General features: G+C 73.0%; 7 protein-coding genes and 1 pseudogene. 1 reads left to right on the forward strand and 7 read right to left on the reverse strand.

Going from position 1 to position 11117, the window contains the following annotated elements; genetic code table 11:
- The first annotated feature begins 103 nt into the window (after positions 1 to 103).
- The gene (locus ABZT49_RS26005) at positions 104 to 433 is read left to right on the forward strand and encodes a hypothetical protein (RefSeq protein WP_355290353.1); all 330 of its coding nucleotides are present in this window, start codon (positions 104 to 106) and stop codon (positions 431 to 433) included.
- 270 nt (positions 434 to 703) lie between these two features.
- Here the strand turns inward: ABZT49_RS26005 and ABZT49_RS26010 are convergent, their stop codons facing one another.
- The 7 genes and pseudogenes from ABZT49_RS26010 to ABZT49_RS26040 all read right to left on the reverse strand — a co-directional run.
- The gene (locus ABZT49_RS26010; RefSeq protein ID WP_355290355.1) at positions 704 to 4102 is read right to left on the reverse strand and encodes a DUF2272 domain-containing protein; all 3399 of its coding nucleotides are present in this window, start codon (positions 4100 to 4102) and stop codon (positions 704 to 706) included.
- Between the two features lie 35 nt (positions 4103 to 4137).
- Entirely contained in the window at positions 4138 to 5259 is a 1122-nt protein-coding gene (locus ABZT49_RS26015; protein ID WP_355290357.1) for a hypothetical protein, read from the reverse strand.
- On the reverse strand, positions 5256 to 5642 hold the full coding sequence (locus ABZT49_RS26020) for a hypothetical protein (protein ID WP_355290358.1): 387 nt from the start codon (positions 5640 to 5642) through the stop codon (positions 5256 to 5258). Before ABZT49_RS26020 ends, ABZT49_RS26015 begins: the two co-directional genes overlap by 4 nt.
- 13 nt (positions 5643 to 5655) lie before the next feature.
- Positions 5656 to 6957: a hypothetical protein gene (locus ABZT49_RS26025; RefSeq protein ID WP_355290360.1), complete on the reverse strand. Its 1302-nt coding sequence runs from the start codon at positions 6955 to 6957 to the stop codon at positions 5656 to 5658.
- Complete coding sequence (locus ABZT49_RS26030; protein ID WP_355290361.1) at positions 6957 to 9353, reverse strand: hypothetical protein; 2397 nt, start codon at positions 9351 to 9353, stop codon at positions 6957 to 6959. Before ABZT49_RS26030 ends, ABZT49_RS26025 begins: the two co-directional genes overlap by 1 nt.
- A 127-nt stretch (positions 9354 to 9480) precedes the next feature.
- Positions 9481 to 10215 carry a BTAD domain-containing putative transcriptional regulator gene (locus ABZT49_RS26035; protein ID WP_355290363.1) on the reverse strand — a complete coding sequence of 245 codons (735 nt, stop codon included), beginning with the start codon at positions 10213 to 10215 and terminating at the stop codon, positions 9481 to 9483.
- 690 nt (positions 10216 to 10905) lie between these two features.
- Positions 10906 to 11117, reverse strand: a pseudogene (locus tag ABZT49_RS26040) (hypothetical protein); the annotation flags it as partial.

Here is an 11117-nt window from a genome sequence, read left to right on the forward strand (position 1 = left end):
TATCCCGGCACGCCGCGCACCGACCTCCAAGGGAGGCTTATCTCGCGTTGGCTCTTACGCAGAAGCCGTGGAATACTTCATCGGAGCAAGGGAGCGCTGCAGAATGCTGGATCAGCCTAAGGCGACGGCAAAGGTCAGCGAACCTCCCCGGCATATCCTTCCGACCGCCAGCACAATGATCGGAATCAGCACGACGCTGATCGGGCTTGTGAAACTGTTCGAGACGCATGGCGGTCCGAGCCAGGTGGATCAATACGCCGGCGTCGCGGCCGTGCTCTTCCTGTTCAGCGCTGTCACGTCCTACATCGCGGTCCGCATGGAGAGGCGGCCGAGGCTCGCACGCCTGTGCGAGCAAATCGCCGACAACCTGTTCCTGATTGGTCTCGTCACCATCACGGGTATCGCGGTGTTCTTCGCTTACGAGGTGATCTGACGATTCGATGGTCGTCGTGCGCCACCGCACCACATAACGATTCGTCGTGAGGCACACCATCCACACGCGATCACCGACGGCTACGAGATCTCGCAACGCCCGCCGACAGCATTCGCCTGGGAGGCTCGCATGGTCACGTCGAACGAGAGCGCTTCACGATCGCGTTGCAATCGCGGAGCTCTCTAGGCACGCCGGAGTTCCCCATGCCGAAGACCATCACAGCCGATTTCCCGTCGCGAGCGGCACGACGCCCGAGCGCGTGGTGGCGCGTCATCGCGCACCCCCGGCGGCTTCCACCTTGCGCATGACCCCGTGCAGCGTCGTCGCGTAGGACGGATCGGTGGCGTAGCCAGCAGCGGCGACGGCGGAGGCGAAGGCGTAGGGATCGCTCGTGAGGAAGGCCTTGGCGTAGCGCTTGGTGCGCGCCAGGAACTGGCCGTGCGCCAGGAACGCCTCCTGGGCGCTCGGATAGGCGCGAAACCAGTCCCGGACGATGTAGTCGTAGGCGCCGTCCGGCCGCTGCGTGATCGAGATGATCTCCGGGAACCTGTGGTTCCTGTCCCGGAAGACCTCGCGCGTGCGCAGCAATTGCCGGGTCTCGGGCGGATCGCTCGCCTTGGCCTTGATGCCGAAGAAGTTGAAGCGCGGGGCATGCGCGCCCCAGCCGGATTCGAGGGCGGCTTGGCCGAGGGTGACCAGGGCCGGCACCCGGCTCGCCGCCTCGCTCGCCCGCGCCGCGGCGGCGTAGGCCTGGACGAAATCCCGCGGCGACAGCTTCGTCGCCACCGAAGGCGCGGGGACCGGCGCAGGTGCGGGCGTCGGCGAGGGCGGCGAGGCGAACGGGCCGCCCCAGGCGCCGCGGCAGCGCACCACGGCGAAGATGACGCCCTGGGCGCCGTCGAGGGCGACCCGGCCGTCGGGCCGCGTCCGGACGGTCTTGGCATCGACGTTCTGGTGCACGTTGCCGCCGACGACCCGGATCTCGCCGGGGCGGATCGCCGTCACGACGTCCGAATGCGTCGCGTAGGTCCGGCCATCCGAGATGGAATCGTACGTCGCCCCGCTGCCCTGGCGCGACCGGCAGATCAGGTCGCCGATCTCCGGTACGACCTCGTCGGGACGATAGGCCCAGAACGGGCTCGCCGCGTTGCCGGTCAGGCGGTTGGTCTTGGCGGCCACGATGTAGGTCTGATGCGCCGCCGAGTAGCGGAAGGCGGCGCCGGCGCCGGCCTTGCGCATCACGTAGGAAATGAACACCGCGCTCCAGGGATGGCCGTTCTGCCAGGCCGCGTTCTGGAGGTCGGCGGCGCTGACCTCGCGCCGTACGCCCTCCCGGTAATAGAGCTGCAGGATCGGCGTCGCGGCCGGCTGGGTCTCGGTCAGCCGGCCCTGCGGCGGGTTCCAGACGCGGTACTCCTCCTCGGCGATGCGGGCAGCCCTCCGGCCGAGGTCGTCGCCGGCGACCGGAGGGGCGACGGGAGGGGCGACCGGCGCCGCCCCGCCCCGGGCGAGCGCCGCGGCGATCGCCGCCTTCGTGGCGCGGTCGACGATGCCGGTATCCGGAAGGGCAGAGCGCGACTGGAAGGCGCGCACCGCCCGCTCGGTGTTGCGGCCGAACGCACCGTCCACCGCGAGATCGGCGCCGAGCCGGGCGAGGAGGCGCTGCAGGGTGGCCACCGCGGCGCCCTGGGAGCCCTGGCGCAGCTCCGGCCCGAGCACGAAGGCCGCGATCCCCTTCAGCTCGTCGGCGAGGCCGCTGCCCGGGCCGGCCTCCGATTCGAGGAGCGCTTCCAGGGAGTCGAGGGCGGTGCCGCCGAACGCCTCGCCGGCGGTATCGAATTCGTCCTCGGCCGCGACGCCGCTCTCCCATGCCGGGGCGAAGGCCAAGTCGTGCTCGAAGGCCTCTCCGAACTCTCGGCCGAACTCCTGGCCGAACTCCTGGCCGAACTCTTGGCTGAACTCCTGGCCGAACTCCTCACCGGCGTCCCGGGCCTCGTCCCCGGCGTAGCCCTCCCCGTATTCCCGCCACTCTCCCAACTCGTCCTCGTGCTCGTATCCCTGCTCGAACGGCTCGCCCGGGCCCGGCTCAGCTTCGTGATCCTCGGACGCCTCCTCGTAATCGAGCCAGGCGAGCTCCTCGCCGGCGAGGTCCCCGGCCTCGCCGGCCGTGTCGAGGTCCGACGCGTTCGGGGCGTATCCGGCGAAGCCCGTCCGGCCCGAAAAATCCGGGTCATGCAGCGCCTCCTCCCGCGCCGTGGCGGGGGAGTGCCAGTCGGGCGAGGCCTCGTCCGCGCCGGCGCCCGGGCAGCTCTGGCTCCTCGCCCCCGGCAGGTCGGCCCCGGCATCGGCGAGGAGGCGCCAGCCGAAGCGGCGCGGGATGTCGTTATGCGCGACGCTCGTGGCATCGACCCGGAAACGCCGCCGCAGCGCTTCCGGGGCGGAGGCGAGGGCGCGGCACAGAGCGTCGTGCACGCCGAGCGCGTTCGCCGCGGTGCCGCTCCCGGGCCGGTAGAGGACGCGCAGGGCCGGCAGGGTCGTCTCTTGTGCCGTCGCCCGCGCCGTCCCTTGCGCCCTGGCGATCCGCCGCGCCGCCCAGGCCTTCAGGTTCTCGGTCGCGCCGTAGGTGCCGTCGAAGACCTGGACCTCGTCCGGGTCGAGATGGGCGAGGACCGCGTTGATCGGCGCACCGCCCCCCGAGTGACCGGTGACGATGAGGCGGCCCGGGCGGATCTCCGCGCCGACCTGGCGCGAGACCCGCGCGAGCGCGTCGGCAACGAGCGCCCGCAGCGCGCCCTTGGCGACGAGGGCCGGGAAGTCGTAGCCGCTCCCGCTCCGGCCGCCGAAGAAGTTGCCGCGGGGCAGGATCGCGACCGTCGGTGCGGTGCGCCCGGTGGTGCGGGGATCGGCCGGATCGGCGAAGTCGAGGCCGCTGTCGCGCTCCTTGTCGCGATCGATGCGCATCGCGGCCGCGCGGCCCGAATAGCCGTGGAAATGCACTACCACGGTGGCCTCGCCCGGGCCGGTGAGGCCGGTCCAGCGCAGGACGAGGTCGGGGCCGGTGCCGCGATGGGCGGACAGCAGCGGGAGCTTGTCGACGACGAGGCGCTGCGCGCCGGACACCACCGGCGACGGGGGCATGGGTGGCAGTGGTGTGGGCGGCAAGGGCGCGGCCGGCGCACCGCCCGACGCGGCGAGCGCCGCCCGGGTGCGCGGGCCCGCGACCCCGTCGGCCCGCAGGCCGCGGCCGGCCTGGAACGCGCGCAGGGCCTCCATCGTCCCCCGGCCGAACGACCCGTCGACGCTCAACGCCGCGCCGGTGCGGCGCAGCAGGTGCTGCAGGGTCGCGACCAGGCGGCCGCGATGGCCCCGGCGCAGGGTCGGTCCGGCGAGGAAGGCGGCGATGTCGAGCGCCCCGCCTGCGCCGCCCTCGAAGGCGGATGCCTCGTCGTGGGTGGCCTCCTCGCCCGCATAGGGCGATTCCCAGGCCCCGGCCGACCAGCCGGACGCGACCGCCGCCTCGTCGGGCCAAGCCCGCGCTTCGCCCGGCCAAGCCCCCGCTTCGCCCGACCAAGCCGCCGCGTCGCCGCGCGCAGCCTCCCGGGGAGCGTCGAGATAGGGCAGCTCGAGGCCGAAACCGTCGAGCGTCGAGGATGTGTCGAGCTTCGGCATGGCCATGCTCCGTGACGCCGCCGCGCGGGGCGGGATCAGGCGATCGCGAGGGCGGGCTGGCGCTTGATCTCGATCGGCCGTGCCCGCGCCTTGAGGTCCTTGCCCGTCGCCGCCGCCCATTCGGTGATGACGCGCCGGGATTCCTTGCCGAGAGGGGCCGGCGATCCGGGAGGCGCGCCGGGCGGCTGGGACTCGAGGTAGAGGACCCAGGACCGGGTCGGCTCGTCGACGAGGCCGCCCTCGAGGGCGCGCAGGACCACCGACAGGTCGCCGCTCATCGATAGCAGGGCGGCGCTGCGGCTGTGCGCCGGCAGCCCGACGCGCTCGCCGATGAGGCGCAGGCGGTCGGCCGCGCTCGTCGCCTGCGCCTTGAGGTCGACGACGACCGGCGTGTCGAAGCTCAGCGACAGCTCGGCCCACCCGAGGGCCGTGGCGGCGGCGAGTTCCTCGCGGTCGAGGTTGAGGTCCTGGCGCCGCGAGCTCAGGATGAATTTCAGCTCCTGCGCGATGCGGAAGATGCGGTCGTCGTCCGAGGCGTTGACGCCGGAGGTGTTGCGGACGTTGCTGATCGCCTGCCAGACCTCGAACAGCAATTCCTCGAACAGCCGCACGAAGCTGGTATTGGCGGCGGTCGCCTTGACGTAGCTCGGGGGCCGGTTGTCTTCGGTGCCGAAGGCGAGATCGAGGCCGAACAGGCGCCAATAGGCGTTGCGCCGCACCGCCTCGGCGTCCGGCCGGACCGTGCTCGTCGCGAGCCAGGCCGCGATCGGGTTGGCGGCGTTAAACAGCAGCGTCTCGGTCGCCAGGAGCCAGCGCTGCGTCGCCGGGGACGGGATACCGAGGCCTTCCCCCGACCGGTACTCGCGCAGGACGCGGTACAGGATCTGAATCACCCGGCTGTTCTCCAGCACGTAGCTGTAGCCGAGATGGTCCCAGGCCGGGCTGTCGGCGGGAATGAAGGCGTTGAAGGCGCTCAAGCTCGACAATTGTCGCCGCGCCGGGCCGGCGGCGGCGCTGCCGCGGGAAACCAGGTAGGCCTCCCAGACCTGCTCGGCGTGGAGCAGGAGGTCGAGCGGATCGGCGCCGAGCACGGCGTTCGCCGCGGCGATCGGGCTCTGGCCCGCATCGACGAGGCGCTTGATGAGCTGCTGGATCATAGCGTCGTCCCCGACCGGCTCGAGGGATCGTAGGGGCGCAGGCTCCCGGGCCGGCCTTGCCCGGGCGGCTCGACGTCGTCCCACTCCACGCGGTCGAGCGCGCGGCGCAGCGCGGCGAGGCGGTGCAGCGTCCGCGGCGGCATCGGCACCCGCCGGGGGGCGAGGTCGCGCAGCGGCTCGATCAGGGCGGAGAGGTTCTGCAGCCCGTTCGCCACGACGTGCTCCAGGGCGTTCAGCTCGCGCAGCTGCGCGACCTGGACGCAGAGCGAATCGACCGTCGCACGGATCTGCGAGACGGTCTCGGCTTCCGCCGGGGCGGCGGTGGCGAGCGCCCCGTCTGGATCCGGCGACGGATCCGGGGAGGAGGATTGCCTGGGTGCCATGGTGGAACCTCCGTCAGGCCGCGAGCGCGGCGCCGGTGAGCCAGTCGCGGGCCCGCTCGATCCAGAGCGAGGCGGTCTCGGGTTTCTCCGCCTCGCGCAGCCCCGCCAGCGCGACGATGCGGATGCCGTCTGAGCGGAACCAGTGCGGCGAGCCCCACAGGGCGGGGCCGGCGATCCGCTCCAGCTCGGCGAGCGCGCCCGGCGCCGTGCGGGCCGGGTCGAGCAGCGCCCACATCGGCCGGCCGCCCAAAGCCGGGACCGGCGCGTCGAGGCAGGCGCGGGCGATCCCCGGCAGGGCCGCGCGCGAGCGCGCGAGCAGCGGTGCCAGGGTCGGGCTGGCCCGGCGGGCGGGAAACCGCGCCGTCATCGCCTCCTCCAGGTCGGCCCAGGGCCCCTCGGGGCCGAAGCACAGCCGGGCGAAGGCGCAGCCCAGCAGGGTGCGCAGCCAGCCGACCGGGTGAGGATCGCCCATCGGCCAGGTGAGGATCGTGCGCGCGTCGCCGACGACGTCGTAGAGCGCCGCGACCGAGGCGTAGCCGGTCCACAGGAAGGCGTAGACGTCCGCCGCGATCTCGGAGGCCCAGGGGACCCACATCGTCCGCAAAGCGGGATCGTCCGCGAGGGCCGCGGCGATCGCCCGCTCCATCGCAGCGGTCCAGCCGGTGAGGAAGGCGACCTGGTGGCCGGTCTCGTGGAACAGGGAGGTCGGCCGGTAGAGGTTGTGCCGGACGATCTTGATCGCCGCCACCGGCATCACCGCGCCGGGCGCCCAGAGCCGCACGCCGGCCCGCAGGATCGAGGCGCCGGTGCCCTTGTCCTGGTAGACCAGCACCCGCGGGCACGGCTTGCCGGCGGCCTCCAGCACCGGCGCCATGCTCATGACCGCGAGGTCGTCGAGCCGGCCGAGGGCGGCACGCAGGCGCGGGCTGGTGCGCGAGTTGACCGCGTCGCCGAGGAAGTCGAGGGTGGTGTCGACCTGGACGTAGCGGCTGCGGAAGCGCTGGACCGCCGCTGCGGCCTCGGCGAGCCGCGCCGGATCGCGCTGCGCCGCGCGGATCAGCAGCAGGGTCGATTCACCGAACCGGATCAGGTCCTCGACGGCGGCGTTCATCTCGCGGCGCAACGGCGCGCCGGTGTCGCGCTCCACCGCCCGCCAGGCCTCGAGCGCGGCGAATTCTCCGGCGTCGCGAAAGGTCCGCGCCGCCGCAAGCCAGTGCGCGGCCTGCCGCTCGAGGTCGGCGGCGAGGCGCCGGGAAGCGGCATGGCGCCGAACCGCAGCGAGGCGCTGGGCCGGGAGGGAGGCGGGCGCCGGCATCACGCGGCCCGCCCGGGCACGACCGCGATGGCGATGGACGGCGTGCCGCGGAAGGCCGAGGCGGCCTGGCCCGGCGTGAGCGCCCCGCGCGGGTCGTCGAGGAGCGACAGGCCCGGCACCGCGGTCAGCTCGGCGCGGATCGTCACCCCGGAGGCCGGATGCTGGGCCGCGCGCAAAAAGGCCTCGGCGTGGTCGCGCACCCAGCGGGCGAGGGCCGGCAGCAGCCAGCGGCGGACCTGGCGGGCCAGGCGGTGGCGCAGGGCCTGCCGGAGCGCCCGGGGGCCGAAGGCGAACTCCTCGGTGTCGAACCCCTCGGCCTCCAGCTCGCCGGTCCGGCAGGTCGGGCAGGCGGCGCCGTGCCGGCGCAGGCCCCCCATCAGTTCGGTGAGGGCCTGCATCAGCGCGGCCGATCCGCCGGCGCGGACCGCCTGCGCCAGGCCCTGCGCCTGCGGCTCCGACAGGAAATAGCGGACGGTGATCGCGCGCCGCGCCCGGTCGAGGCGCATCGCGAAGCGGCTCGGCGCCGGCGCCCCGGTCCGGCCGGGGGCCGCCGCGAGGGATTGCACCGCCGCGGCGCCGAGCGGCTCGATGCGGTAGACGCGCTGCCCCGCCGCGATCCGGTGGCGCGAGTGCAGGAAGGCTGCCGGCACGTCGACGCCGAGGCCCGGCTCGCGCAGGAGCAGGCCCGCCGCGGCCTTCGTCAGCGGCTGGATCGCCGCGAGGCCCAAGGCCCCGCCTCCCCGGACCCCGCGCCCGCGCCGGGCGAGCCGCGACAGGCTCGTGCCGACCATCGCCTGGTGGAGGTGGAGGCGCGCCGTGATCGGCAGGCTCACGCCCGCGGCCCGCAAGGTAGCGCCGAGCGTCGTGCCGCCGAAGGCCGGCAGCGCGTCGGCGATCTGGGACGTGATCGTGACCTCCGGCACGCGGCTGTAGGTGAGGACCGGGCGCGGCGTGCGCAGGCGCCGGCCGAGGAAGGCGCCGCCGAGGGAGGGCGCCTGCCGCAGGGCCGGCCGCACCAGCGTCGGCGGGAAATGGGTCGCGACGGCGCCCGCGAAGGCCTCCGCGGCGGCGAGCTGCATCAGGCCCTCGTCCTCGAAAATGTAGTCCTCATTCTCCGCGAAGGTCCGGACCGTGTCCTCGACGAGCCCCGCCAGGGCGGCGTGCGCCGGATCCCGCCCGGATTCCCCGGAGGTCTGCCCGTCGGGGCCCTCGGCCTCCAGCATCACGAGCTTCAAGCCGGCATCGACGATCGCGTCGGAGAGCGGCTTCGACAGTTGCGGCCCGACCCAGCGGCCGATCAGCTGGGCGATATACTTCGCCAGGAAGTTGACGACGCGCTGGCGGCCGACGACGGAGATGCCGAGCTTGAGCGCGCCGAGGAGGACGGGCACGAACTGCTCGATCGCCGGCGCGAGATCCTCGTCCTCGCCGGCGCCGGCCAGGCTGTCGAGCAGCGCCCCGCGGGCCTCGGCCAGGGCCTCGAGGCGGCGCCCATCCGGCCAGTCGTGGGCGTCCTCGGCCTCGGTCATCTCGCCGGCGAACTCCGCTTCCGGGTCGGCGTCGAGGGCCTCCGCCAGGGCTTCGTCGAACTCCTCGGCCAGGGCCGGAAGGTCGGTGAGGGCGGCCGGGAGGGGACCGCCCTCCGCCTCGCCGGTCTCGGCCTCCAGCTTCAGGCGCTGGGCGAGCTGGCGGGCGGCCGGTCGCAGCGGCGCCGGCAGCCGCCCGATGGCGAAGGACAGGACGCGCTTCAGGAGCGGCGCGACCAGGGCCTTGAGGCGCGTGAGGACGGGGCCGAGCAGCTTGAGCGGCGCCGTCGCGACGGTCTTGGCGGCGTTGACCACGAAGCCGACCGCCTTGCGCGCCTTGCGGATGATGCCGCCGAGGAAGTTCTCGCCGGCCGGCGTGAGGTCGCCGCGGGCGGGTTCGAGCCGGTCGAGGATCGCCTCCAGCTGCTCGGCGGGGAGGCCCGGCAGATCCTGGCCGGCGAGGCCCCGCTCCAGCTCCTCCAGGTAGCGGACCGCCTCGTAGCGCAGGCCGGCGAGCTGCGCCTCGCCGAACCGCTCGCGGTCGAGGGCGTTGCCGGCGGTCTCGCCGGTGAAGCGGTCGGCGATCGCCTGCTCGGTCTCTTCCGCCAGCAGGGCCACCGCCTCGGCGAAGTCCTCGTCGCGGATCTCCGATAGGAACGCCGCCCGCTGCCTGTCGTCTTCGCCCTGCGGGCGCTCGTCCGGGCCCTCGGCGAAGGGGCCGGCGCCCCCGGCCCAAGGGGCGAAGCCGGGGCTCGGGGCGAAGCCGGAGCCCGCCGCGCCGCGGGGCTCGGCGGCGACGAACGTCTCGGCGAACGGCGTCTCGAGTTCGGCCGCGCTCCAGGCGCGCTCCGGCACGTCCAGCGACACCATCTCCCGGCTCCTCGGATCGGTGGCTCGACCGGGAGTGGACCATGGGCGCCGTGGCGCCGCCGTCCCGCCCGCGTGGCGGCGGGGAAGGCGCGGGGCGTCGCCCGGGCGTTTGCGCGGCGTTCGCGCCTCAGCGCGGCGGCGCCTCCAGGGTGCCGGCTTGGTGGCCGGTTTGGAGACCGATCTGAAGGCCGATCTGGGCGGCGAGGGCGGGGTCGGGCGCGACGCCGAGCTCACGGTCGAGGCGGGAGGCCAGCGCCTTGAAGCACTGCACGGCCTTGTAGCGGTTGCGCTGCGCCAGGTGCGCGGTGATCAGGGCCTCGGCGGCGGATTCGTTCAAGGGCTCGGCCGCCAGCGCCGCGTTGCCGGCCTGGGTCGCCAGGGCGAAGCGCCCGAGGCGGACCAGGGTGCGGCAAGCCGCCTCCAGGGCCTGGACGCGCAGCAGGTGGTAGCCGTCCTGGATCGCCAGGAGCCATTCCTCGTGCCAGCCGGGCAGCAGGTCGACCGAGAGCGCCTCGATCTCCGCGAAGGTCATCGCCTCGCCGGCGAGCGCCCGGCCGGCGGTCTCCCGCACCGCCGCGAGGTCGACCTGCGCGTCGAGCAAGAGCTCGCCGCCCTCCCCCACCACCCATCCCGGGGGCGCCTGCCAGATCGCCCGCCGCAGGTTGCTGCGGGCCGCCTCGTCGGTCTGGTCCGGCCAGAGCGCCGCGGCCACGCGGGCGCGCTCCACCGGCGCGCTCTGGACGGCGAGATAGGCGAAGACGCGGCGCGTCGGCACGGACAGGCGCGTCAGCGGATGGAGACCGAGCCGGCCGATCACGCCGATGCGCCGTGGATTCTCGCTGCCGTCGAGTTGATGCGGCATCACAAGACCTCCCCCCAGCCACTCGCGCGGCGGCCACGTCTCGCGCACGCCCTGTGCCGGAGTGAACCGCCAGCGCCGAGTGATCGGAAGATGTTATTTCTCAGATATATTATCCGTCAACACGGCGATATTTCGAGAGTTGTTCTCTGCCTATGGAATGTCGACTCCCGCCGGGAAATGCATTCGGCGATCAATATAGTCGGCGCCGGCAGTGGTGCGCGGGTCGGCATGGCAGGCATGCGATGTCCTTGCGGGAGTCTGATCGGAGAAATATTTTGCAATATTCACAAGATCCGAGAATACCACCAATCACCGACTTACAGGAGACTTATCGCCGAGATCACGACAATCCGGGACGGGGCTGCAAGCCGGGAGCGACGATCGCGACCGGGCGACGGCAGGTCGATCGGGGTTCCTCTCTGTCATACCGATCGCCTCCGAGCCGGCTTGAGTTGGCCGACCGTCTTGAAACCCTCGATGTCATCCCGAGGCCGCGCAGCGGAACCCGGGATCCATGACCGCTGACGGTGCATGATGAAGCGGAACGCTGCCCGCCCTTTCAGGCTGCGTCAGCGGTTATGGATCCCGGGTTCCCGGCTTCGCCGAGCCCCGAAATGACGCAGAGAGATGTCGGCCTGTACGCATATCGATCGGCGCAACCGCTCAAACAGGCTCTGAGAGGCATGCCTTTTAAGGTGTTTTCTTAGCCATTAGCTTGGCCTTTTCGAGCACCCTGGCGGTGGCGACATGCTCGCGCGCCACGGTCGCGGCCACGTAGGGCTTGACGACCTTGCGCTTGGGACCACGCGGGCTGGTTGCAATCCGCCCAACGTCGACCCGCTCCGCCAAGGCCAGCAAGCGGGCTGCGACGCCTGCTGCCTCCTCCCGCCCCGTCAACACGG

The organism is Methylobacterium sp. EM32, assembly GCF_040593685.1.
In the GTDB taxonomy this organism is placed as follows: Bacteria; Pseudomonadota; Alphaproteobacteria; order Rhizobiales; family Beijerinckiaceae; genus Methylobacterium.